At 57.8% G+C, this 22620-nt stretch carries 22 protein-coding genes and 1 riboswitch; of the genes, 9 read left to right on the plus strand and 13 right to left on the minus strand.

Annotated features, from left to right (window positions below; translation table 11 throughout):
* Positions 1-21 precede the first annotated feature (21 nt).
* Positions 22-1215, minus strand: coding sequence for a pyridoxal-phosphate-dependent aminotransferase family protein (locus tag FH061_RS23600; protein WP_151638287.1), 1194 nt, complete (start codon positions 1213-1215; stop codon positions 22-24).
* Positions 1216-1446: 231 nt separating this feature from the next.
* Here FH061_RS23600 and FH061_RS23605 point away from each other — a divergent pair, with 231 nt between their 5' ends.
* The 3 genes from FH061_RS23605 to FH061_RS23615 all read left to right on the plus strand — a co-directional run bounded on the left by FH061_RS23605 (position 1447) and on the right by FH061_RS23615 (position 3250).
* Entirely contained in the window at positions 1447-2187 is a 741-nt protein-coding gene (locus FH061_RS23605) for a tRNA-uridine aminocarboxypropyltransferase (RefSeq protein ID WP_151638288.1), read from the plus strand.
* 156 nt (positions 2188-2343) lie between these two features.
* Positions 2344-2571, plus strand: a complete 228-nt coding sequence (locus tag FH061_RS23610) for a hypothetical protein (protein ID WP_151638289.1) — start codon at positions 2344-2346, stop codon at positions 2569-2571.
* Positions 2572-2698: 127 nt separating this feature from the next.
* On the plus strand, positions 2699-3250 hold the full coding sequence (locus tag FH061_RS23615) for a hypothetical protein (protein WP_151638290.1): 552 nt from the start codon (positions 2699-2701) through the stop codon (positions 3248-3250).
* A gap of 101 nt (positions 3251-3351) precedes the next feature.
* Here FH061_RS23615 and FH061_RS23620 read toward each other — a convergent pair whose 3' ends face one another.
* Positions 3352-3621: a hypothetical protein gene (locus tag FH061_RS23620; protein ID WP_151638291.1), complete on the minus strand. Its 270-nt coding sequence runs from the start codon at positions 3619-3621 to the stop codon at positions 3352-3354.
* 398 nt (positions 3622-4019) lie between these two features.
* On the opposite strand from FH061_RS23620, the gene FH061_RS23625 reads away from it, so the two are divergent.
* Positions 4020-4298, plus strand: coding sequence for a hypothetical protein (locus tag FH061_RS23625; protein ID WP_151638292.1), 279 nt, complete (start codon positions 4020-4022; stop codon positions 4296-4298).
* Between the two features lie 191 nt (positions 4299-4489).
* Here FH061_RS23625 and FH061_RS23630 read toward each other — a convergent pair whose 3' ends face one another.
* From FH061_RS23630 to upp, 3 genes are all read right to left on the minus strand, one after another.
* Positions 4490-6157: an MBL fold metallo-hydrolase gene (locus FH061_RS23630; RefSeq protein ID WP_151638293.1), complete on the minus strand. Its 1668-nt coding sequence runs from the start codon at positions 6155-6157 to the stop codon at positions 4490-4492.
* A gap of 366 nt (positions 6158-6523) precedes the next feature.
* Positions 6524-6724, minus strand: coding sequence for a hypothetical protein (locus FH061_RS23635; RefSeq protein WP_151638294.1), 201 nt, complete (start codon positions 6722-6724; stop codon positions 6524-6526).
* A gap of 95 nt (positions 6725-6819) precedes the next feature.
* Positions 6820-7470, minus strand: coding sequence for a uracil phosphoribosyltransferase (upp, locus tag FH061_RS23640; protein WP_151638295.1), 651 nt, complete (start codon positions 7468-7470; stop codon positions 6820-6822).
* A gap of 115 nt (positions 7471-7585) precedes the next feature.
* Here upp and FH061_RS23645 point away from each other — a divergent pair, with 115 nt between their 5' ends.
* Positions 7586-7825 (plus strand): hypothetical protein, encoded by a 240-nt coding sequence (locus tag FH061_RS23645; protein WP_151638296.1) that lies wholly within the window; start codon positions 7586-7588, stop codon positions 7823-7825.
* A riboswitch (cyclic di-GMP riboswitch) is annotated at positions 7802-7887 on the plus strand. It overlaps the preceding gene by 24 nt.
* Positions 7888-8247: 360 nt before the next feature.
* Positions 8248-8829, plus strand: a complete 582-nt coding sequence (locus FH061_RS23650; protein ID WP_192805223.1) for a lytic transglycosylase domain-containing protein — start codon at positions 8248-8250, stop codon at positions 8827-8829.
* Positions 8830-8969: 140 nt separating this feature from the next.
* Here FH061_RS23650 and FH061_RS23655 read toward each other — a convergent pair whose 3' ends face one another.
* The 5 genes from FH061_RS23655 to FH061_RS23675 form a co-directional block, all read right to left on the minus strand.
* Entirely contained in the window at positions 8970-10187 is a 1218-nt protein-coding gene (locus FH061_RS23655) for a YihY/virulence factor BrkB family protein (RefSeq protein ID WP_225984838.1), read from the minus strand.
* A 325-nt stretch (positions 10188-10512) separates the two neighbouring features.
* Positions 10513-11415, minus strand: coding sequence for a glycosyltransferase family 2 protein (locus tag FH061_RS23660; RefSeq protein ID WP_318841043.1), 903 nt, complete (start codon positions 11413-11415; stop codon positions 10513-10515).
* Between the two features lie 157 nt (positions 11416-11572).
* A complete protein-coding gene (locus FH061_RS23665) occupies positions 11573-12025 on the minus strand; it encodes a thrombospondin type 3 repeat-containing protein (RefSeq protein WP_151638298.1) in 453 nt (150 codons plus the stop codon).
* A 105-nt stretch (positions 12026-12130) separates the two neighbouring features.
* Entirely contained in the window at positions 12131-15469 is a 3339-nt protein-coding gene (locus tag FH061_RS23670; RefSeq protein WP_151638299.1) for a DUF748 domain-containing protein, read from the minus strand.
* 109 nt (positions 15470-15578) lie between these two features.
* Positions 15579-16037: a response regulator gene (locus FH061_RS23675; protein ID WP_151638300.1), complete on the minus strand. Its 459-nt coding sequence runs from the start codon at positions 16035-16037 to the stop codon at positions 15579-15581.
* A 233-nt stretch (positions 16038-16270) separates the two neighbouring features.
* Between FH061_RS23675 and FH061_RS23680 the strand changes: the two genes are divergently transcribed.
* The 3 genes from FH061_RS23680 (at position 16271) to FH061_RS23695 (ending at position 18305) form a co-directional block, all read left to right on the plus strand.
* Positions 16271-16567, plus strand: a complete 297-nt coding sequence (locus tag FH061_RS23680) for an ArsR/SmtB family transcription factor (protein ID WP_151638301.1) — start codon at positions 16271-16273, stop codon at positions 16565-16567.
* 102 nt (positions 16568-16669) lie between these two features.
* Positions 16670-17740: an alkene reductase gene (locus FH061_RS23685; protein WP_151638302.1), complete on the plus strand. Its 1071-nt coding sequence runs from the start codon at positions 16670-16672 to the stop codon at positions 17738-17740.
* A 139-nt stretch (positions 17741-17879) separates the two neighbouring features.
* Complete coding sequence (locus FH061_RS23695; protein WP_192805224.1) at positions 17880-18305, plus strand: GGDEF domain-containing protein; 426 nt, start codon at positions 17880-17882, stop codon at positions 18303-18305.
* Between the two features lie 58 nt (positions 18306-18363).
* Here the strand turns inward: FH061_RS23695 and FH061_RS23700 are convergent, their stop codons facing one another.
* From FH061_RS23700 to glf, 3 genes are all read right to left on the minus strand, one after another.
* On the minus strand, positions 18364-19413 hold the full coding sequence (locus tag FH061_RS23700) for a tyrosine-type recombinase/integrase (RefSeq protein WP_151638304.1): 1050 nt from the start codon (positions 19411-19413) through the stop codon (positions 18364-18366).
* Positions 19414-20190: 777 nt separating this feature from the next.
* Positions 20191-20562: a hypothetical protein gene (locus FH061_RS23705; protein ID WP_151638305.1), complete on the minus strand. Its 372-nt coding sequence runs from the start codon at positions 20560-20562 to the stop codon at positions 20191-20193.
* Positions 20563-21038: 476 nt separating this feature from the next.
* Positions 21039-22190 (minus strand): UDP-galactopyranose mutase, encoded by a 1152-nt coding sequence (gene glf / locus FH061_RS23710; RefSeq protein WP_151638306.1) that lies wholly within the window; start codon positions 22188-22190, stop codon positions 21039-21041.
* Between the last annotated feature and the right edge of the window lie 430 nt (positions 22191-22620).

The raw sequence follows: 22620 nt of genomic DNA on the forward strand, positions 1-22620 counted from the left end.
GCGGTAACAGCCGCCTTGCCGTCAGCTTCCCGACAGGCCCTTTTCCAGTTCGGCGATACCCGACGGCAGATCGACCGATGCGCCGGCATATTGCATGCTTGTTCCCAGCGCGTGCAATGTGCGGAACAGGTTATGCGCGCGGCTCTGCTCGCCCATCTGGCCAATGCGCACGATATTGGCGCCGAAGGATCCGGAAATCTCCACCCTGTGCACGCGCGACATGTGGGTGCGCACCGCATCGCCCGACACGCCGTCGGGGACGGTGATGCCGACCACCGAATTCAGCCGCACGTCGCGCGGCACCGGCAGTTCCAGTCCCATGGCCTCGATGCCCCGCTGCAGCGCCAGCGAGCACAATGCATGACGCTCGAAGCGGCGCGGCAGGGTCTCCTCGCATACCAGCCGCAAGGCTTCATGCAGCGCCAGTATGCCTGACACCGGAGCCGTATAGTGATAGGACTTCTGATTCCAGAACTTGTCGGCCAGCAGCGCATCCAGGCACCAGTGGGTCAGGGCATGCCGGCGCGCGGCGATGCGGCTCCAGGCATTCTCGGAGAATGCCAGCAGCGACACGCCGGGAATGGAAGACAAGCCTTTCTGGCCGCCGGTGATGACGGCATCGATCTTCCAGCGGTCCATTTCCAGCGGCATGGTGCTGAGTGTGCAGACGGCATCGACGATCACCATGCATCCGTAGCGATGGGCCAGCCGCGAGATGGATTCGAGGTGCCGATTGAACACGGTGTTCGAGGTCTCGCCTTGCACGATGGTCAGCGTGCGGAAGTCGCCCTGCTTCAGGTAGTGTTCCACTTCCTCCGGTTCGGCGGCGCTGTTTGACGCGATCTCCAGCGTAACGACCTCGCCGCCGACGCGGGTCGCCATGTCGGCCATGCGCCGGCTGAAATAGCCGTTGCACACGGCCAGTACCTTGCTGCCCGGTTCAACCAGGTTCACGATCGCCATTTCCATCGCCGCCGAACCCGGGCCTGCCACGCCGAGCACATGTGGCGACGCGGTCTGGAATACATAGGCGCCCATTTCCTTGACCTGCTCGATGACCTTGTTCATGGTCTCGCCAAGATGATTGATGACGATCGAGTTGGCATAGGCCACCTTGTGCGGAATCGGGACCGGGCCCGCGCCCATCATCAGCAAAGGTTCCTGCGGCAGCAGATGGTCGAGGGAGGAGACGTTCGGTGGTTGCAGTGTTTCCATGACGGGAATGGTTTTCCAGGAAAGTGGCGAAGGACTTGTCAGCTTAACGGCGCCGTTTTGCGCCAGTCCCAATACACTTTGCGAAATAGTTGCATCGGGTGGCCCGGGCGATCCACCGGTACAGTGGAGCAACGGCGCAGCGGCAGATGATATAGTCGTGACGCTTTCGCTCCATTTCCATCAGCCATACCGTCCCCGTACCCGTGCGGCGCCGCGGACGCAAGCCAGTTCATGACTCCTGACCATTTCATTCCTGACAGGGCGCCCCGCCTCGTGTGCGGCCGCTGCCGCCGCCCGCAGTCCGTCTGCGTTTGCCACTGGGTTACGCCGCTCGAACCGATTCCCGAGGTACTGATTCTTCAGCATCCGCTCGAAAGCAGGCAGGCGAAGGGCAGCGCGCTGCTGCTTCATCTGAGCTTGAAAGGAAGCCGGCTGGTGGTTGGCGAGACATTTGACGCCGAGGAATTGCAGCGTTTGCTGCATGCGCCTTTCGAAAACCCTGCCGGGGTTGAGGCACAGACCGCCGTTTCCGGAGGCGGGCAGATCCGGCCGATACTGCTGTATCCGGATTTGCCGCATACGCACGATCTGCGAGACGTGGGCACGGCGCAGCAGGCGCAGAAGACGCAGGAAGCATTGCTGCCGTCCGCCCAATACGGCACAGCCGCCATTCCTGCAGCGCCTTGCCGCCTGCGCCTCGTGGTGCTCGACGGTACATGGCGTAAAAGCAGGAAGATGCTGTTCCTGAATCCGGCGCTGCGCGACCTGCCGAGAATGTCCTTGCAGCAGGTCGCTCCGTCCCGCTACCGCATCCGCAAGGCGCATGCGCCCGATCAGCTCTCCACGCTGGAAGCAACGTGCCAGGCGTTGGCGCAACTCGAAGTCGACCAGGAAAAATTCCTCCCCTTGCTGCAGGCGTTCGACGGCTTTGTCGGGGAGCAGCTTTCCCGCGTGCCGTCTTCCCGGCAATAAAAACCGGCAACGGCATGGCTTGTGCGCCGCGCGGGATGCGTGCTGCCGCATCGGTCGTACCGGCTTGTTTCGAAGGGTTCGCGGTCCAACGCCGGCGGGCATGGGTTTCGCTTCAGCGTTCTTTCCCAACAAGACATTCTGAAGAAAGGAGCAAACATGAGTCGAATCAAGGCGGCAATCGATGATGACGGCGAGCAAAGCTCCGTCGAATTCTCGCTCGACGAAGTGATCGCCCATCACCATCACGGCGCTGCATGGAAGGACATGAACGACGATGACCGCATGTCCCTGATCAAGGACTATGCGGCATGGCTGTACTCGCGGCAGAACGGCCGTGCAGGCGATCTGCGTGTGAGCGTCAGCCCCGGCGCACTCAATAGCTGAGTCCATTGTTTAGGTCCAATATTGAGGGGAAGGCGCCCTTCCATCGGCAGATCCTTGGTAGTTTTTACCGCAGGCGCGCAAGCATGGCATGCGCGCCTGCCGCCCCTTGCACGCAACAGGAGAGTGTATGACCCCGGAAATACTGGAAGTCGGCAAGACATATAACGGCACATTGCTCGAGACCGATTCGGCCGTCTTCGAATTTTCTAAATCTGGTCCCGAACTTCGCCTGTTTTTCGCAGAACCACCCGATGGTCTGGTGCGCACTGTCGCAGAAGAGGAGGTGCGGATCGGTGTACTGCAGGTCGAGGACATTGCGGTCGTGCCATGGCAGATCGGCGACAGAATGACGGGCGATGCCCAGTTCCATGTCTTTCTCTATCCACCGGAAACGCGGCCGGTACCGGAGGTATTGAGCCAGGACAGCCGATATACCCTTTACCTCAGCCTCATCGACCGCAGCAGCGGGTTGATCAAGGTCGTGCGCAGGCTATGGCTGTCGACGGCGATGAGCGACCGCCTCAATGAGATCATTGCGTATCAGCACGGCAACCATATCGGCAGGGAAGAATATGATGCGCAGGTCAGCATCTACCAGAACCGGTACGCCGATGTGACGCAGGCTATTCGCGATGCGACCATCTTCGAGCCCCTGCAGCCCGTGCACGGTTCATCATGATTCGAACCTGTCATGCATTCCCGCGAGAGGGCGGGAAGCCATCATAACGGGTCGGCTGCCGCGTTGGGACGCCTTGCCGTAACGCGTTACTGTCGCGTCGTTCAGCTTGACAGCCTGCCCGCACCCAGCACCCGCATCAGCGCATCCTTTCCATGCAGCCGCAACTGCCTTTCCAGCTGTTCGCGCGCAGTGTGCTCGGTGCCTTGCGGACCGCTGGTGATGCGCTTGCCGGACGAGCGTTCGGTGATGGCCCAGCCGCCGCGCTTGTCGTACAGCCAGGCGTGCAGGATGAATTGCAGCTCTTCAAAGTCTGGCACCACGATCTCTTCGCCGATCAATTCCTGTGCTTGTCCGAATTCATTCTGAATCAAGAATTTTTCCATGATTGAGTTTGGCAGGTAGATGACCCCTCATGAAGACAGAGTGCGCGCGCGCAGCCGGGTTCCGCAGGAACTGCTGTTCCGTTGTTCCGCATCGGCGAGAACGAAAATGCATCAGGGAACTTGAGATTTCTCGAAGGCCGAACAGGCAGGATTGCGACAATGGGAGTGCCTGCAGCAAGAGTTTTGGCAGGCAAGAACAAATTCGGGAAATGCATAGTCCTATTGATATCGGCCATCAATTAGAGCGGATTGCAGGTGAATGGTCGGTCGCCTCGGCTTGCCCTGCACCTCAGGGCAAACCGATTCTGCCATACATCCACCTGCAATCCGCTCTAGGCAGGACAGCTTTTGATGTTGAATACATGTAGAAAACAGGAGGCGTTGCAATGGAATTGAAGAATAGGGTGCCGACAACAGGACGTACGACGCGTCTGCTTGGCAATAAAGGTTTGCTGATCGGCCTGGCCGGCGGCTTGGCTGCGGTGGCATGGCTGTCGATGGGGCGCGGTCCGCAGAAGGGGCGGCGATTCGCGGACCACGGAACGGACAGGCGCGATCCCATGCATTTTTTCCTGGCCGGGCGATTTCCCCAGCGCCGCGCAATCGACCGTTCGCGTCAGCGGCCGCTGTTTGAACGCCGGCAGTCCGTCTACGATTCGTATTGAACCCGGCGACCGCGGTAGAGCCTGTCGTGCACCTCATAAGAGATCCGGGCGCTGCCATAACCGGCCATCCGCCGCATTGAAGTCCTTTTCACTCGTTACTGTCGCGTCGTCACGCCTTGCATCAAATCCGTTCTGACGCGCCCCGGAAATCCCTTCCGGATCCATGAAAGACCCTGGCGCAGCCGGCATGTTCAAGCCTGTTGCGCCGAGGCGTCCTGCGACGGCCGCCAGCATGAATCAGCCAGCTCGACGCGTCCCTCAGCCTCCAGTTTCTCAAGATGGGCCAGCAGCGAACGCGCCGCCATTGCATGCCGCTGCGGCGGCACATCATCATAGGCCACAGGCAGGAGTTCCTCGATGCTTGCCTTGCCCAATCCGACCAGCGCTTTCATGACCTTGTCTTCCCGCGCCATCCTGTGCGTGACGATGCGATCAACCACTGCATGCGGATTCTCCATCAGGAAGCCGTGGCCCGGCGCCAGGTAATCGATATCGAGGGTCTTCAATCGTTGCAGTGAAGCCAGGTATTCCCGCATGTTTCCGTCGGGCGGATTGATGACGACAGTCGAGCCTTGCATGATATGGTCGCCGGTCATCAGAATGCGGTCTTCTTCCAGCAGGTAGCAGAGATGATTCGAGGCATGGCCTGGCGTGTGCAGGACCCTCAGGGTGCAGCCGCCGATGCGAATCCTCATGCCGTCCTCCGGAACGGCATCGGGCATGAAGGAGCGGTCCTGATTGCCGTGCGGCGGTGCCGGCATGCCCAGCACGTCAGCCCCGGTCTGCGCCTTGATGAGCGCGGCGGCGGGTGAATGATCGATATGGGTATGCGTGGTCAGCACCCGCCGTATGCGGCCGCCGGCATGGCGAAGCAGCGCGGCAATATGGCTCGCATCCGCAGGGCCGGGATCGATCAATGCAAGCTCATCGCCTTCGCCGACCAGGTAACTGTTGGTGCCGGGGCCGGTCATGTATCCCGGATTGGGCGCCGTCACCCTGCGCAGGTAACGGGACAGCACGGTGACTTCACCGGGCGTGATATCGCTTGCCGCATGGCCCTTGCCCTCCGGATCGAGCTTGCCGACTTCGGCATAGGCGGCATCTCCCTGGATGAGCACGCGCCGGCCCTTGCTGCCGGTCGAAACCCTGGGGTTGTGCGTCGGTACCGACGTCTGCGCGCGTGCGTATTCCACGGCCGCCGACGCGTCATTGAAGCGCGCCAGGGTTTGCAGCGTGCGTACCGTGGCAAACATCATCTCGACTTCCCCCGCGCGGTGGCGGGCGAGGGCGTCTTCTGGGCGCAGCCACATGCTGGCAATCGTCTCGCCGTTATCATGCGAGCCGCACTGGCCAGCAGGCGCTATGCCGATGAAGAAGCGTGTATCAAAACGGCGCGGCGCGCCGACCGGGGTAATCCAGTGGGAAAAATAGGCGAGCTGCTCAACAGCCGGCCGGATGCCAAGCGAGCGGCACAGGCTGGCAAAGGCCAGTTCGCCTGATGCGACCTTGCCACGGGCATCTTCCAGTGTGTTGCATGGCAGCGGTTCAGTGACCTCGGCCGGATAAGCTTTTTCATCACGGGCCAGCAGGATCCCGGCTTCCTCGTAGCACTCGCGGATCGCCGCGGTCCAGTAGGCAAGCCCACCTGCGGGCAGGCCGAGTCTGCGACTGGCTTCCTGGTCATCGAGGACGCCGGTGGCGAAGAAGGGATCGCTGTCGGCCTTATCGACTGCTCCGCCGGGAAAGACATAACCACCCGGCACGAACGCCGCCTGATGGGTACGCTGCAGCATGAATACCTCAAGCCCTTCCGCGCCGTCGCGAACGAGGATCAGCGTCGAGGCAGGGCGCGGTGTCAATGGCGGCCTGGTGGCAGGGCCGGATGGCGGAGTAGGCATGGAGGCCATGAGCAACTTTCAATCGTTGGCATTGAGGATCGATTGTAGTCGAGCTTGCTCTCGCGCACAGGGAGCCTACCTGATGCAATGAAGCCTTGCGTTTCGAGTGAACGAATTGGGCCAAGCCGTCTCAAAAATTAAATTGCCAAATTGACAGGAAAGGAAAACAAGATGAAGCCTCCCATTCTGATCGCCTTGCTCGTGCTTGCTATGCTGGCCGGCCTTGGACTCATATTCGCCGTCATGTAACGGAAGGTGGGTCGCATGACGGCGCCGGGCTTCCGCATGCCGACATGACGGAAGTCCCGGGCCGGCCGCTCCGGCGCCTTAGCGCGGGCTGCGCTTGGAAGGCGGAGCTTCGGATTCGTTTAGTACGCGGCCCGAACTCGGGATGTTGGAGCCGGGATCGAAGATTTCCGCATCGCTGACATCGCGGCTGGCCGGGTCGACGAGATTGGCCAGTTTTTCGAGAGCGCCCTGATCCTTGTCCTGCTTGCCTGCATTGGTGTCGTTTTGCGGTCGTGTCATGATGGACTCCAAAATAACTGCGACCGCACCAGACCCAGCAATGTTCCTGTCGTTCCTGGCGGAACATGGAGCCAAGCTCCGGCGGGAAGCCGGTTTTATTTCGTCCCGAACAATCGGTCGCCGGCATCGCCCAGGCCGGGCACGATGTACGCATGCTCGTTCAGATGGGAGTCGAGCGACGCGACGTAGACCTTGACGTCGGGATGCGCCTGCTGGAAAACCTGTATGCCTTCCGGCGCCGCCACGAGCGCCATGAAAATGATTTGATCGTCGCTCACGGCGCGTTTCTTCAAGACGTCGACCGCGTGCACGGCGGAATTGCCGGTTGCCAGCATCGGGTCGCACAGGATGAAGATCCGTTCGGCCAAGTCGGGCAGCCGCACAAGGTATTCCACGGGACGATGGGTATCCGGATCGCGATAGACGCCGATATGGCCCACGCGCGCCGAAGGCACGAGTTCCAGCAGGCCGTCGCTCATGCCTATGCCTGCCCGCAGAACAGGAACCACCACCAGCTTCTTGCCGGCGATGATGGGAGCGTCGATCGTCTGTAGCGGTGTCTCTATGCTCACCGTGGTCAGCGGCAGATTGCGCGTGATTTCGTACCCCATCAGCAGCGTGATTTCCCGCAGAAGCTCGCGGAACGTGCGGGTTGAGGTCTCCCTGTCCCGCATGTGCGTCAGCTTGTGCTGAATCAGCGGGTGATTGAGGATGTAAAGATTGGGGAAGCGTGGATCTTGTCTCATGTCGTCATCGGTAAGAAAGGCATGCGGGCGGTATTGCCGGCGCAACTCTTGCGGGAACGCCCGGCTGGCAAATCATGCAAGAGTATACGGCAACGCGAACGAACAATGAGACGGAATGCGCAGGCCGACCGTTCCTTCGGACGTCTTGACCGCGCCGGAAGCGATCATTCCGCGACGGCTGATCAAAATGGCAACGTTCGAAGGTCGGAGTGGAAGTGCATGTGCGATGGGGCTTTCTTGGGTGGAAATTTCCCTTGTCAAAAAGTGTGACAAATCGCATCAGTTCTTTCCGGCGGGAAATATGAGCGCTATGCTCGCCTCACGAATCACCAAAACATATTGGCAAACCCGTTGAAAGACGGGGACGCAAAGCTTCTGGTCTAAGGGCTCTCCGCCTACGGCAGCAGAGCTGCACATCGTGAATGGTATGGATGCGACCTTCCGCATGGAAGGCTCCGCTTCGCAAGTGCCTCCAATCGCAGCAGAAGACATTTCACGTCCCCGTCATTGTTCGTCCGTCTCGTCGATGGGCCGTACATCGCGGTAGTGCCATGGGAGGATGGAATGTTGCGCTCTCGTTCATTACGGCCGCTGCTGGCAGCGATTCCACAAACCGCCAATGCAGTGAGTGGAGGGTTGCGGTGGGAGGTATCCAAGCCTGCATCGCGCATTGCAGCCTGCAGTGTCATCGGCGCATGCGCAGTGCTTGCCGGGTGCGCTGGCCAGGCCCTGCAGACAGCACCGGATGTGCCGCCGTCGCCAATGACTTCGCCTCGCATGAGCCGAGCCACAAGCGCATATGACATTCTCGCCGAATGGAGCACGTTCGGCGCGGAAGCCGGGCGCAGCCGGACGCAGCGGAAAACGGCGAATCCGCGTTCGCCGGAGCTGATGTTCGCGGCGCCGGGGTACAGCTTGTCGGTCACGGAGATCGTAGCGAATGTGGCTTGCCGCGCTTGCGACGAGAAGCCCTATCACCGGATGGTGCTGACGGCGTCGAGCCAGCACGGCGTACCGGCCGGGCTGATCCATGCAGTCATCCAAAAGGAATCCGGGTACAACCCCGGCGCCACGTCACACCGGCAGGCACGGGGCCTGATGCAGATTACGCCGGATACCGCGCGCTTCATCGGACTGGACCGCACTCATAACCTGTACGACCCGCAGACAAACATCAATGCCGGTACGGCCTATCTGAAGTACCTGATGCAGACTCATAACACCTTCGACCATCTGCTGGCCGCCTATAACGCCGGTCCCGGCAACGTGCGCAAGTACAATGGCGTTCCGCCTTTTGCCGAGACCCGACGTTATATCCAGGACGTCAAGAGATACTATTTCGTGACATCGAGGGATTAGAGCGGCTCCATCCTGGCCTGCCTGCCGATCCCGGACAGATTGCCGCCGGCACGGCGTTGTGACTCCTTGCCATGGCTTGGCCATGTCGCGTCGTCGCGCCTTGTTCCAGCGGCAATCTGCCTTGGCCTCGACCGGGCCGGTCAGGGCGAAACCGCTCTAGCGCCGCTGCCGTTCACCGGCAGCGGTTTGGCCTGCTCGGCATTGCTTGTGCCGGCGCGGCTGCCGACCTTCATCGCATATTCGTGCGTGAACAGGGATCCATAGAAAAAGATCTGCGCGGAATAGTAAATCCAGGTGATCAGAATGACGACCGATCCCGCGGCGCCGTAGGACGAACTGATGTCGGCATTGGCGACATAGAGTCCGATCGCAAATTTGCCGATAATGAAAAGAACGGCGGTAATGATCGAGCCGATGAACACGTCTTTCCATGCGATCTGGGTAGCCGGGAGATACTTGAATATCACTGCGAACAGGCCGGCGACCACTGCAAAGGAGACGGCGTGCGAAATCACCATCGTGACGGTCTTGAGTACCGTGCCCGTCGTGCCGCCTCCGAACACGCCTTCCATCGTGGCAAGCGCGGTACTGACGCCGAGGGTCATGAGCAGCATCAGCGCCAGCACAAGGATCAGTCCGAAGGAGAGGACGCGCTCCTTTACAAAGGCCCACAAGCCCGACTGGGTCGACGGCGGTACTTCCCACAACTCATCCAGGCTGTCCTTCAATTCCGAAAAGGCGCTTGTCGCGCTGACCAGCACCAGCGCGAGAGAAACGAGTCCTGCGATCAGTCCGCCGGATTCGTTCTTGGCGCCGCCCAGAATGGTTTTTACGGCGTCGGCGCCTTCCGCTCCCATCAGTTTCGACATCTGTTCAAGCAGACTCTGGCGAACGGTGTCTTCGCCGAAGAAGAAGCCGGCGATCGTCACCACGAGGAGCAGCATGGGCGCCAGCGAGAACAGGGTGTACAGGGCAAGCGCCGCGCCCTTGCTTGCGGCACGGTGCGCCGACCACTCCTTCGCCGCCGAGATGGCGATGTGGAGCAGGGCCTTGGGTCTTGACTCATGCCGCAGATCCTCATGCGGCTTCTGATTCACCTGGGCCTTCGCAGAGGTCTCGGGCTTGGCTTCCGCCTGCGCCCGACCGGCCGTAACCTCGCCTTGCCTCTCCATGCCAGTTCGCACGCGCGTACGTTTGGGATCGAGAGCGGCCTGACTGCTGGTGAAGGCCTGCTGCTGCTGTTTCAACTGCTTGCGTTGCGTCTGCTTGCGCAATTGCAAGAAGGACAGTGCTGCAACCGTGACTTGCAATAGACCGTGCACTATCTTTTCTTTGTCAATCTGATTCGGGCCTCGCATGGACATCTTCCTTTATGCAGTTTATGCCGTTGCTTGTTGTTCCATGGGTGCTGCGGCCGTTGAAGGGCAGCATATGTTGGTATTTCCATATCAATGCCAATAGGATGGCATTCTTGAAACTTTGTTCCGAAGCGGTACTGAGTTCAACTTAAGGCGTGATGATGCGACATGGCGAACGGGCCCCGGCAACGGCAAGGAAGCCTCAACACCTCCACACATTGCAGTACAGTCAAAGCCATAACGCTCTGCATCGATCTGATGCAAGAAAGATTCCACCTATCCCGTGGTGAGGTGGACAATCGTCGGCCAGCGCATCACTGCAGGATCACTGATGCAACAGGTGGTATAGCCGAAGCGTCTCGGGCGCAAGCACCTTGCGCTTGCGCCATACCCAAGGCAGTTCCCGGGCGGCATTGCCCACGGCTTTCAAGAGGATGCGCGGATTTTTTGCCGAATGGCAGGTGCGCAGGGTCTCACGCAAGGCGCTACGCAGTGGCAGACGCAGCCAGCTTACCCAGAGCGAATTGCGGATGACGATTACCTGACGGCCAGGATTGTCGCGCTGGGGGGAGGGGTGATGATGTACCGTCAGTTCGGGAAGGTAGACAACCCGCCAGCCATTGCTGACCAGATCCAGCGACAGCAATTCTTCCTCGCCGCCGACGAAAAATTTTTGTTCATATCCGCCCGCGTCCAGATACGGCCGGCGCCGGACGATGGTGGCGCAGGCAATGAATCCAAGCAGCGACCGTCCCGGCAATCCGTCCGAGGGCAATGGGCTGTCGGCAAGGACACGGCAGATCGGGTCTTCGCGATTTTGCGGGCCGAGAAGGATGCGGGCGCAGAGAGCGGCCACGCGGGGATAGGCTTCGAAAACTTCTGCCGCCTTTTCCAGGGAGCCGGGAGCCCACCATGAATCATCGTCGCAGAATGCAACGTAAGGCGTTCGTACGGCTTCCACGCCGATGTTGCGGGCGGCTGCGCCAATGTTTTCGCGAAGACGGATCAGCCTTGCCTGAGGAAATTCCTTGCTTGCGATCGTGACCGTGTCATCCGTCGAAGCGTTATCAACAATAACAATATCCGGCACTTCCGGAAGGGCAAGTAGCTGCCGCATCGTCGTGCGCAGTTCGGAGGCACGATTGAATGTCAGGATAACAATCGATAAAAGACTGCGTAAATTTTGCAAGACTCCCCCCGAAACGCGAAAACCATATGAAAAACCCAAGGCAGCCGTTTGAGCGGCTGGCTTGGGTTATGTTTCCTGCTCCGGAAGCAGAAAGGGATAGGTATGCGCAGGATTCGGACTAGCTTTCCCAACGTCCGTTGATTAGCGGAAGCAGTGCACCCCTGCTGGTACGATGGACAGCTAGTGTTGTTCCGCGTCAGTAGCGGTAGGGGTTGTTTGGCCGACGGTCATAGCGGTTGGCAATGCCGTCGCCATCGCGGTCGCGATCCGCATAGTTGGGAACGCCGTCCCTGTCCCGGTCATGCCTGCCATGATGTCCATGCTGGTGCCGCCACCCATGATTGTCGACATGACGCGGACCGACATAAACCGGCTGCGGCTGCACATAGACAGGGGCCGGCTGCACGTAGACCGGACGGGGATGTACATACACCGGACGCGGCTGAACATACACAGGCGCCGGCTGCACATAGACAGGCTGCGGCTGTACATATACCGGACCCGGTTGAACATAGACAGGGGCGGGACGGACATACGGACCCGGAATATCGATATTGATGCCTACGTCAACCCGGGCATGGGCAACATTGGCCGACACCAGCAGCGCCAGGCCGGCGAGCGAGCCGAGGACGCCTATGGTTTTATTCATGATCCATCTCCTTGGTAGATGTCGATATTACATACTAAGCGCGTACGCATATCCATAGATTTCGCGTAAGGAGTGTTACAAGTTGTTTCCTAGTCTTGACGAAAGTTATTTTAGGGAAAACTCCACGCGGCTACCGCTGGCGCTGTCAGATTTCCCGATTCTCGGCGCAACGATAAACAGTCTTTCCGGCGGCACCTGGCCTTTTTCCTGTAGCCACGCTTTCGTATTCTGGGCGCGCTGGTTGCCCAGCGCGATCAAGTCATCTTCATCAACCTCCGCGTTGGCGATGATCAGTTTCTCCATCTCACCAACGGGAATGCTTTTGGGCAGGCCGAGCACATTGCGCGGCTTTGGAAATTTTTCGTCGCGGTAGACACGTGTCACGAGGTCTGCGTATTCATCCGGCCGCACGGTGATTCCCGCAGCTTCCTGGGATCCTGCGCGGATGCCGGCATCACGCAGTTTCAGTGACCTGACCCGGCGTTCCAGATAGGTTCGCTTCAGGCCTTCGCGGTCTGCTTCCGGATCGACCTGACCGCCAATTTCCAGTCTGAGGTTCGGCCGTTCGCTTAGAGCGCGGGCAAGGGAACGAAGCTTGTCTTCGCCTGCGGACGGTATCGTGGCGCGGCCGGGTTCATATTCGATCGATGACAGTTCCGCACCGCCGCCGAACAGCGAGCCCAGCAGCGCGAAGGGCTGGGTGGCCGCCTTCAGAATGGCATTGCCGATGACTTTCAAGAGCACGCCGCCGATGGAAAACTGCGGGTCGTCGAGTGAGCCGCCAATCGGCAGATTCAGATCGATCACGCCGTTGCGGTCGCGCAGCAACGCGATGGCGAACTGCACGGGTAGCTTGGTTGCGTTTGGACTGTCGACCTTGTTGCCGAAGGTGAGCTGTTCGAGAATCAGGCGGTTCTCGGCAGTCAGATTGCGCTGGTCGACGCGGTAGGCGACTTCGAACGAAAGCTTGCCTTTCTCGATACCGTAGCCGACATAGCGGCCCGAATAGGCGGAAAGCGGTGCAAGTTCCATCCCGCGAACGTTTGCCTTGAGGTCAAGGAAAAGATCGCCGCGCAAGGGGTTGATGCTGCCGGTAACGGCCAACGGTGCGCCATTGACCTCGCCGCGCATGTCGACTTCCGCGTTTCCGCCCGCAATTGATGAAAGGCCGGTAACCGCTCCGCCGAAATTGGCCAGCGTGGTGGAGTAGTTCGGACGGATGAAGTTGTCGGTGAACCGTACGCGTCCGCCTTGCAAGGTCAGCTTGCGAATGGTAATTGGCGGCAAGGCAGAAGCCTTGGCGCCACTTGCCTTGGCGTCGGTGAGCGATGGCCGAGCTGGCGAGGATGCGGTGACTGCGTTGCCGGCATTGTTCGCAGAGGTTGCATTGGCAACCGAAGCCTTGGCAACTCCCTTGCCGCTTTTTTCAGCATCGCGCTCCGTCAGGCTGCGGCCGCTCCCCGCCTCTCCGCGAGCAATGTCCTGCAAATTGATGCGTCCGTTGGGATCAATGATCACGCGCGCGAAGAAGTCGCCCAACGCCACCTGGTCTGCGGTAAAGGCAAATGGAGCAAGACGCACATCCATTCCGCCGACAAACAGCGATTTCCAGCGCAGAAAATCATTGCCGCTCAGCTTGTCGACCGTGGCCAGATTGCCCAGCGTGAGGTCGCCCTTGAATCCTCCCTGCAGCGCGTTATCCTTTGCGGCGGCAAGCTGCAGGCGTCCCGAGGCCGCGAGGTTGGCACGGGTCAACTTGAGATTGATGTGATCGGTGATATACGGTTGCAAGGGCAGGACATCGATCCCCTTGATATCGACGGCGATATCCGCCTGCAGCGGTGCGATGCCGACGTTGCCATCAAGTGAAAGCGATCCGCCTTGATTGACGTTGGCTTTCAGCGCCAGCGGACTGGGAACGGTGCCAGGCTTATTCGACAGGTTCTTCAGGGAAGCGCTGAGCGGGGATAGTGTCATCACCGCCGGTTCGGCGTGATTGCGGTCTTCCACGCGGGCCGACCAGTTCTCGATGTTGACTGCACCGATGGATACCTGAAGTCCGGGTGCGGACTTCGTCTCGGCCGCGTCAGACTTGGTCGTCTCGGGAGGTGCGATGGGAGAGCCGGTTGCTAACGCCTTGTCCTGGAGCAGCATAAAGGCGGCGCTGTCGGAACGTGCTTCCGCAATGTTGATCGTATTGCGCCGCACATCGAGGTCGAGTTTCCTGAGCGTTAGATTGAGCTTTTCAATGTCGGCTTGCATGGGGCGGGCTGCTGCTTCATCTGCATAATGAAGAACAGCGTTGCTGACCGCAATTTCACCGATGGCGATACGGGGAGACGTACTTTCATTTGAAGCCGGCCGCATCTTCTTTGGATCGGGCTCCTTCGATTGCGCGGCTGTCAGCAGCCGTTCGATGTTGGTACGCCCGTCGCTGCCGCGCACCAGCTTTGTCTGGAACCCGTCCAGAGCGATACGCGCCACGCTGATCCTATCGCCGAACACCGGCGTCTCCCGGAGCTCGACAGCAAGTTTCGCAAGCTTGGCAATCGATTTTCCGTCTGGCTCGCTGATCTGGAGCGAGGTCAGCGAGCTAGTGCCGCTAAGCGTGACCGCGGCTGGCTTGCCTTCCGGCTGCAGGAATTTGGCCTGCATGCTCATGCTCAGTTTTGCGCTCGGCACCTTGATCCGTGACTGAAACGGAAGATATTCGACGAAACGGGTCAGATCGAAGTTGTCCAGGTTCAGATCGACGACTGCATCCCTCGTGCTGGCAAACGGACGTGCCTTTCCCTTGATGAGTACCGGGGTGTCGTTGACTTTGGCGGCAAGCAGTGGTTCGACGAAAATCTGCACTTCGGAAGGCAGCGAGGAAATGAAGGGAATTCCGAGGCGGAGATCGCCGACCACGTGCCTGGTACGAACCGGCTTGTCGTCGAACTCGATCCTGCCCCGATCAATCTGGATATTGTTGATCGAAAAACGTGCCGGCTCATCGGAAGGCGGCTGTTCTGAGAGTGCCGTGATGATATCGTCGACGTTGTAGCGATTGGCATCCAGACGGACGATGCGTACCTGCGGCGCTGTAATGTTCAACTCCTGTATTACAGGAGCCATGCGGAAAAGCGATTCGCTGGAAAGATCCAGCACCAGTGTTTCGATGTCGGCGAAGAGATTCTTGCCGTCGGTTTCGTATAACCGGAATCCGTGCGCGTTCAGTTTCAGCGTGAAGGGATTGAAGCGGACCTTTTCAATGCTTGCGTGGCGCTTGAATTTTTCTGCAAATATTGCCTCGGCCCGGGACTTGATGACCAGGGGAAGCAGCAGGAAGCCGGCCACCGTATAAAGAGTCAGCAGGCTTACCAGCGCCAGCGCGATGCGGTAAAGAAAACGCTGCCTGCCTGTGGCAGGCGGCCAGACACGGGATGTATATTTTTTCAACATGGCATCGAAAGAGAAGTCTTTCGATTCTACCAGTCGTTTCCTGTACGCCATGCAGCGGCCGGCACGCGTTACATCAAGTTACCGTGCCGGACTGCGATGCAAACGGTTTTCAGGTCGAACGCGGCGGCAATACTGATATCTGTTGCAATTTGTCGAGGCTGACGGGTTTTACCCAATGAAGGTCGAAGCCCGCGGCATCCGCCAGCTGCTTGTCCTGCTCGCCGCCCCATCCTGTCATCGCGACCAGCACCAGCGCTTGCTGGTCCGTTGCGGTACGCATCTGGCGCGCCACTTCATAACCGTCCATGTCGGGCAGGCTGATGTCGAGGAGTACGACGTCCGGCTGACAACGGGCACGCTCCGCGAGCGCCGTACTACCCTGGTTGGCAACAAAAACTTCATGGCCCAGCAGGCGCAGGAGTTCGGCAGTGGACTGTGCGGCATCATCGTTATCATCGACAACCAGTACGCGACGTGACTTCGAGGACGACAGTCCGGCGGAGGCGCCTTCATTGTGTCCTTGTGTTTGGTTTGCCAGTACGAAGGCGCTAGAGATGTCTTTCAGCATGGCGGTGGGAATGGATCCGTAGCGAGTGATAAATTGTTTTCAATAGTGTGGGTTATCTTTTAACCGATCGCGCCGGGTGAGAGATTAAGATTCCGCAAAAGTGCCGGTTATAGCGTTGCAAGCAAACTATTCAGATATATCGTAAAGTAGCGATATTCACTCTTCGGACAATTGACACAATTGGCCGTCAGGGACATCCACTTTCGGTATGGAATTAATCCAACTGCAATCCAATGGATATCGACGTTATACACAAGGCGCTGGCCAATCCGGTTCGCCGCCAGATCCTTGAGTGGCTCAAGGCACCAGAGGAATATTTTTCCCATCAGGCGCATCCACTTGCCTTGGGTGTGTGCGCCGGGATGATCGATGCGCGTACCGGCTTGTCCCAGTCCACCGTATCCGCTCATCTTGCAGTCCTGCAGCGAGCAGGTCTCGTCACCAGCTGTCGCGAAGGGCAATGGATTTTTTTCAAAAGAAATGAAACGACGATCAAGGCATTTCTTGAATGCCTGAACAGCGGGCTATGAACCTATAGCAACAGAACTACAGTGCGCGTCCTTGATCGCCGATTCATCCAACCACGTTAGCGTTTTGCCATCGCAATATCGTAACTATTTCAATGAGGTTTTATGACGACTCTTTTCGATCCTCTCCAGGCAGGTGACTTGAACCTGCCCAATCGCATCATCATGGCGCCGCTGACGCGCTCGCGCGCCGTCGGGGCGGGGCGCGTGCCCAATGCGCTGATGGCGCAGTACTATGTGCAGCGCGCCTCCGCCGGACTCATTATTTCCGAGGCAACAGCGGTCATGCCGCAGGGAGTCGGTTATGCTGACACGCCCGGTATCTGGTCTGAAGAGCAAGTACAGGGCTGGAAGCAGGTGACCGATGCCGTGCATGCCGCCGGCGGACGCATCATGCTTCAACTCTGGCATGTTGGCCGCATTTCGGATCCGGTCTTCCTTGACGGCCAGTTGCCGGTAGCGCCAAGCGCAATTGCGGCGTCCGGTCATGTGAGCCTTATTCGCCCGCAGCGTCCGTATGTGACTCCGCGTGAGCTGGCTCTCGAAGAGATTCCAGAAATTATTGCCGCATACCGCAAGGGTGCTGAAAACGCCAAGTTGGCTGGATTCGATGGGGTCGAAATTCATGGTGCCAATGGCTATCTGCTGGATCAATTCCTGCAGGACAGCACAAACAAGCGATCCGATGCCTACGGCGGAAGCATCGAGAACCGGGCGCGCCTGCTCCTTGAGATTACTGATGCCTGTATCGAAGTATGGGGAGCGGGTCGGGTCGGCATGCACCTGGCACCGCGCAGCGACGCTCATACCATGGGAGATTCGAATCCTGCTGCAACGTTTGGTTATGTCGCGCGCGAACTTGGCAGGCGCAAGATTGCGTTTATCTGCGCACGCGAGTCGCTCGGCGACAATCGGCTTGGTCCCGAGCTTAAGGCGGCGTTCGGCGGGGTCTATATAGCAAACGAAAAAATGACCAGAGAAAGCGCGGAAAGTTTGATTTCCTCCGGGGAAGCCGATGCCGTGGCGTTCGGAAAACTCTTTATTGCGAATCCCGACCTGCCGCGCCGATTCCATATCGGCGCTTCGCTGAACGTACCCAAGCCGGAGACCTTCTATCATCCCTCACCCGAGGGTTATATCGACTATCCGGCATTGGCAGACTCGTCAGCCGCATAGCTGTTGACTGCAATGACATTGCGCCAAGAGCGTTTTTACCTTGACCGGCCTGCCTCGGCCTCGACCAGGCCGGTAGGGTGGAAACGCTCTCGTCATTCAACAAATCGCCCGCGGATGCCGGGAGTTGCAACGTCGAGCCTTGGCATTGGAAACGGCATCAAAGACCGATGCGCAGACCGGAGCATTGAACCGCGCGGGCTTCGAGGAAGCACTTGAGCGTTTGCTGAAGAATACCCGCTCCATCAGCGTCGTGATGGTGCTGGATCTGGACGGATTCAAGGCGGTGAGTGATGCTGCCGGACATAAGGCCGGCGATGAGTTCGGTATTCTCGTCTCGGGGTTGGTTAGCTGCTGGAGATGCGGAATGGCTTGCTTGCAAGGTTTTGCAAGCGATTGGTGCGGTGCGCATTCCGGATCATCTTCATCTCCGCGTGACCGGCAGTATCGTAATTTGTGTTCACCACGATGTCTTCACGAACGCACCTTCCCTGATCATGGAACGAGCGGACGAGCTCATGTACGAGGCAAAGCGCGCCGGGAAGAATCAGTACAAGACCGCATTTGATTCCACACTCCTGCGTACGAGATCTGACAGCGCGGCATAAGCAAGCTCATCGTCATCGCTATACGACATCTACCTGGTTTGGAAGAACCTGCCGATAGCGAGCCATGCTGTTGATGTCCAGTATGCCCAGCCAACGGGCAACCTCAACCTCCGTTTTGCCTTTCGCCAGCTGACGCAAGGCGAAGGTATGACGCAGTTTGAACACGCCGCCGCTCTCATTATCCATTCCTGCGCCCGCCAGCACGGCCTTGCATGACTCATAGCAGCCGGTGTGCGACCAGGGTTTTCCAGAGCGTGTCGATGGAAAAACGAGTTGTCCGTCAATCTTTTGAGCGGCGCGAACCTCCAGCCAGAGAGCCAGCTGGCGTCCGGCCCATTCGGCGACAGGCGTTTCGCGCGCAGGGGCATTGCCGTTGCCGGGCAATGCGAGTTTCCACGGTATGCCCGCTTTGCGTCCGCCTTCGACGCCGACCCCCTCCAGGGTCAACATCCGGACATCACCTGGAGTCAGTCCTGCACCCAGCATCAAGGCCACGGCGGTTCGGTCCCTCAGCTCCTTCCAGGTGAGCGGGCCTGAAGCCGACTCTGGCGTTCGTATCTCGGTCAGGTAACCTATGAGGCGTTTCGCTTGCGCCTCGGTACAGTAATCCGGTAGCGGGTCACGATGACTGGCGTTCGCATAACGGTATTCGTTCATTTGCAAAAGTTCGCCCGCGGCTGGATTGGGCGTGATTCCTTCGCTCTGTGCATGGAATCGGGTTATGCGGTCGATCAATGTAAGCATGCGCCATGCATAGCGAGGAGTCAGTTCCTGCCCTTTGGTGCCCGGCCTCGCGCGGCCATTGGCATTTCCGGTGCCGCGCAAAGCCAGAAAGGTCTTGATATCTTCAGCTTCGATCGTGGCGGTATTCAGGTTTCGCGCAGCGCAATAGGCAGCGAATGCGTGCCACATCTCCTGATAGACGATCGCCGATTCATCCTTGAGCGGCCTCTCGCTCCGGGCAGTGGAGCCGGAGCGTGCCCGATGAGCCACCCATGCCCTGAAATGCTCACGCAGCTTCTCTTCAAGTGCCGTTTTGTCCTGATCTGGAAATAAGGGGATCGTCATGGATGTCACTTTACAACTTCACTCTATGCAAGGTGTGTATTTACGCTAAAGATTCTACACTTAGGCGGCCATCCGAACTAACTGCATGCCGTTGTCGGGCACGGTTTTTACAAAACGAAAACCGTCCGGCAAATAGGGGCAGGGAATTTAAGACGACGGTTAGTTCGGATTTAGGCAGGGATCTCACTTTCTTCCACATCGCTATTCATGCCGAGTGCATTAAGGGTGCGAACGACAAGCATATAGACAGAGTCTCCATCGGTTCTCTGGTTAAACAGATTGCGGCAGGCCCGCGAGAAAGGATGGTATCGAACAGGAGCAATCGGCAGACAGGCGAGACGCCTTTGATGCCATCTGTAGTAATACCAGTCCTTGGATATCCGTTGTATGCGCTCGCCTATTTGCAGGCGGGCTGCTTTAGCCTCGTTCGTTGCTCTCGGGCGTTTTCAGACGCGCAAGTCTTTGCGCTCACTGGCGATGTAATGGGATGAGAACGGTGAAAGGCGCAAAAAACGATAGATATCCTGCAATGGCGGATGTCTGTTGAACTACTGCGGATTACTAGCGAGTGCCAAGCCGGACCGACCGGAAGCGCAAACGTCGAGGGAAGACAACGTTGTTGACGCCGTTTTCATCATCCCGGTTTACGCCCGGCGAGAATTCTGTTGTCTTTTATGAAAGCCATGCCCTGCGTTGGCGGGCATCCAAGCGTGACAGAGGAAGCCTCGCCAATGTAACGGTAAGGCTGCCAAAGCGGCGGTGCAATGGATTGTGTCCTTAGCTCGAACGCACATGTTGTTCAACGCCCTTAACCTGCGGATTGGTGTCTTGCCGAGCGTGGTTCGCAGCATAATCTTCATCAGACATGGTGTATTCCTGTTCTGCGGCGGCCTGGGCGTCCTCAGGGAGCGATTCATGATTACGGGCACGCTCCATGAGAACAGCAACATTCTGAAGTTTCCTGTCGACAGTCTCTGAAAGCGTCCCCAGTGTCAGGGGCGAGGGCAGCATGAAGTCGCACTCTTGCGCAGCACGGACATATTCGCTGTCTTCCTGCAGTGGCTGCTCGGAAGATCCCGGCATACTGTCCAGACGAGTTTTCAGGGAGCGCAGTTGCTCAGCGATTTTTTCCAATTGGGAGACTTGCATCGGCGATGACCTCCAGGCTGTATTTAATACCATGTCCAGTTCAGACCACGAAGCGTATAAAGCGTTTCTTACCCGGGTATCCTGCGCTGTCAGGGATACAAAATGTCACAGCGGCACTGGGTTGCCAGTTCTATACTGCAATCTCCATCTTCTGGGAGAGAGCGAATGAGCAAGTGCCGAGTAATTTCTTTGCAAGGAAAAATCCGGGAGAAGCATACCGAAGCCAACATTACTTCGTTTTCCGCAATGCTTGCGGACGGCGTCGCCGATTTACTTCCCGAGCAGAGATGTGCTCGCATTTATGATTTTCACCGGCCCGAGCCAGATGCCGTTCTTCAAATAGCGGGATCCCTCAAGAAAGAAACAGAGGCGTCCGCCCAGCATGTGTCACCTTGGCCTGACCGTTAAAAACAAGTTCAGGGATGAGCCGACGCTTCTTGCGTCGGCTCATCTTCCCGCCAGATTCATCTCTGCAGTCAGCTTAGTGGGTTGATGTTAAACGCAGGCATCTGATCTCCACTTTGTTTCAGTGACAGAAATCGTTCAGCAACATCCAGGGCCTCGGCGATCGTTACATGCATATCCAGATAACGATATGTGCCAAGTCGCCCGACAAAAGTGATGTTGCGTTCCGCTTGCGCCAGTTCAATATATTGCTTTAGTTGTGATTTGTCCTTGACGAGCCGGATAGGATAGTACGGAATGTCATTCTCTTCGCAGTAACGGCTGAATTCCTTGAATATGACGGTCTTTTCATGGGACTCCCACGGCGAAAAATGCTTGTGTTCGGAAATCCGCGTCCACGGAATATCCTCGTCGCAATAGTTTAGGACGGCGTTTCCCTGATAGTCGCCGGTGTGCGTTTCGGCTTGAAAATCAAGTGTCCGATAACCAAGCCGACCTTGACTGTAATCGAACCAGGTATCAATAGGACCGCTATAAAAGACATGGTCATAATCGCCAGAGGCCGAACGTTCGAATTTCGTACTTAAATGCAGCTTGATGTTCGGATGGTCGAGCATCTTTTCAACGATATAGGTATAGCCGTTCTTCGGCATGCCTTGATAAGTGCTCGCATAATAATTGTCATCATAATTGAAGCGCACTGGCAGGCGTTTAAGAATGCTCGCTGGCAATTCGGATGGATGAAGGCCCCACTGCTTGCTTGTATAACCTTTGAAGAAAGCTTCATAAAGATCCTTTCCCACAAACCGTAGCGCTTGCTCCTCGAAGGACTGCGGTTCCGCGATGCTCTGATCGCCAATGGTCTTCATGAACTCTTCTGCTTCCCTAGGGTTGAAAGTCTTGCCGAAGAATTGGTTGATAGTAAGGAGATTGACAGGTAGCGAAAAAACCTTACCTTTCGTGATGGCTTTTACCCGATTGGTGAATGGCATGAACTCATCAAAGCGCTGGACGTAGCTCCAGACCTTCTCATTGCTCGTGTGAAAAATATGCGGGCCGTAGATATGGACCATGACCCCGGTCTCGGGATCCCGGGCCGAATGGCAATTGCCCGCCACATGGTCTCTTGTATCAAATACGCTCAGTTGATAACCGGCCTTTGCGAGTTCGTGAGCAATGACGGCACCGGAAAAGCCCGCTCCGACTATAGCAATGTTTTTCAATTGATTCCCTTATCGTCAAAGGTTGAAGGAACTGGAAATTTATGCAACCAGCGTTCCTTTATTAGGATTCGTATAAATTTTTTAAGTTTATTGCTCTCAGCCGCCATCCACTTGATGCATAGCAGGAAGCAAGCAGTCCGTGCTTTCTCCATGGAAGCGATGGCAGGAACGATATGACGATGACACACCAGGTCTCTTCCTCTCCTATCAGCAACACTGCGGTATCGGTCATCTGTGAGGCATATCCGTTAAGCGGCATATTTATTAAATTTGCATTTCACCCGAAGCTTTTTGTGCCTGTAACGAAAAAGTGCTTGGCAGACTCGATCAAGCTTGCTATAGTTCGGCTCCCGTCGCGAAACGCAGCAAACAAAGCGCACGGCGACAGACACGACGCTCTGTCAGGCAACAGGTCTTTAACAACCAACAA

The organism is Noviherbaspirillum aerium (assembly GCF_008929045.1).
Taxonomy (GTDB): domain Bacteria; phylum Pseudomonadota; class Gammaproteobacteria; order Burkholderiales; family Burkholderiaceae_D; genus Noviherbaspirillum; species Noviherbaspirillum aerium.

Coding starts and splice junctions, on each gene's coding strand:
- FH061_RS23625 (WP_151638292.1), top strand. CDS start 4,020: ATGGAATTGAAGAATAGGGTGCCGACAACAGGACGTACGACGCGTCTG.
- FH061_RS23680 (WP_151638301.1), top strand. CDS start 16,271: ATGGATATCGACGTTATACACAAGGCGCTGGCCAATCCGGTTCGCCGC.
- FH061_RS23635 (WP_151638294.1), bottom strand. CDS start 6,724: ATGACACGACCGCAAAACGACACCAATGCAGGCAAGCAGGACAAGGAT.
- FH061_RS23610 (WP_151638289.1), top strand. CDS start 2,344: ATGAGTCGAATCAAGGCGGCAATCGATGATGACGGCGAGCAAAGCTCC.
- upp (WP_151638295.1), bottom strand. CDS start 7,470: ATGAGACAAGATCCACGCTTCCCCAATCTTTACATCCTCAATCACCCG.
- FH061_RS23645 (WP_151638296.1), top strand. CDS start 7,586: ATGCGCAGGCCGACCGTTCCTTCGGACGTCTTGACCGCGCCGGAAGCG.
- FH061_RS23675 (WP_151638300.1), bottom strand. CDS start 16,037: ATGCTGAAAGACATCTCTAGCGCCTTCGTACTGGCAAACCAAACACAA.
- FH061_RS23705 (WP_151638305.1), bottom strand. CDS start 20,562: ATGCAAGTCTCCCAATTGGAAAAAATCGCTGAGCAACTGCGCTCCCTG.
- FH061_RS23600 (WP_151638287.1), bottom strand. CDS start 1,215: ATGGAAACACTGCAACCACCGAACGTCTCCTCCCTCGACCATCTGCTG.
- FH061_RS23605 (WP_151638288.1), top strand. CDS start 1,447: ATGACTCCTGACCATTTCATTCCTGACAGGGCGCCCCGCCTCGTGTGC.
- FH061_RS23650 (WP_192805223.1), top strand. CDS start 8,248: ATGAGCCGAGCCACAAGCGCATATGACATTCTCGCCGAATGGAGCACG.
- FH061_RS23670 (WP_151638299.1), bottom strand. CDS start 15,469: ATGTTGAAAAAATATACATCCCGTGTCTGGCCGCCTGCCACAGGCAGG.
- FH061_RS23700 (WP_151638304.1), bottom strand. CDS start 19,413: ATGACGATCCCCTTATTTCCAGATCAGGACAAAACGGCACTTGAAGAG.
- FH061_RS23685 (WP_151638302.1), top strand. CDS start 16,670: ATGACGACTCTTTTCGATCCTCTCCAGGCAGGTGACTTGAACCTGCCC.
- FH061_RS23665 (WP_151638298.1), bottom strand. CDS start 12,025: ATGAATAAAACCATAGGCGTCCTCGGCTCGCTCGCCGGCCTGGCGCTG.
- FH061_RS23655 (WP_225984838.1), bottom strand. CDS start 10,187: ATGCGAGGCCCGAATCAGATTGACAAAGAAAAGATAGTGCACGGTCTA.
- FH061_RS23615 (WP_151638290.1), top strand. CDS start 2,699: ATGACCCCGGAAATACTGGAAGTCGGCAAGACATATAACGGCACATTG.